Origin of the sequence: Myxococcus llanfairpwllgwyngyllgogerychwyrndrobwllllantysiliogogogochensis, from assembly GCF_006636215.1 — a bacterium.
GTDB classification, from domain to species: Bacteria; Myxococcota; Myxococcia; order Myxococcales; family Myxococcaceae; genus Myxococcus; species Myxococcus llanfairpwllgwyngyllgogerychwyrndrobwllllantysiliogogogochensis.
Window position 1 is genome coordinate 1 of the sequence record NZ_VIFM01000804.1, and the last position, 434, is coordinate 434.

The 434-nt window shown below is 71.9% G+C and carries 2 protein-coding genes; both read right to left on the reverse strand.

Features of this window, described 5'->3' with window-relative positions; translation table 11 throughout:
* Window positions 1-189, reverse strand: a 189-nt coding sequence (locus tag FJV41_RS55900; RefSeq protein WP_220138027.1) for a hypothetical protein, incomplete at its 3' end; no start/stop codon positions are given.
* Between the two features lie 59 nt (window positions 190-248).
* Window positions 249-434, reverse strand: a 186-nt coding sequence (locus tag FJV41_RS55905) for an ATP-binding protein (protein WP_141649634.1), incomplete at its 5' end; no start/stop codon positions are given.

A 434-nucleotide genomic window follows, 5' to 3' on the forward strand; every position in this document is an offset into this window, starting at 1 on the left:
GAGCAGCATGACCGCCGGCAGGCGCCCCCGCCATCGCAGGCCCCACCCGGCCATGCCAAGCACGATCATCACCGTGCAGACCCACAGCGGCGGCAGCTGCGACAGCTGCACGCAGCCCAACGCCCCCAGTGTGAGCGCCCCAGCGGTGCCACTGCCCAGCAAGGGAGACGGGGAGCGCTCGATGGCCATGAGGCCAGCCTGCCGCTGCCGGCGGCAGGTTGCCTATCGGGACTTGCCCCGCAAACGCGTCAGCGCCGCGCGCTGCCGCGATGGAAATTGACCCGGAAGCTTGCGCCGCCGCCCGCGGCCTCACCGACACTGACCGAGCCGCCATGGTGCTGCACGATCTCCTTCACCAGGTGCAGGCCAAGGCCACTGCCGCTGCCCGCCGCGCGCAGGCGATGGAACGGCTCGAAGATCGCCTCGCGGTCGCC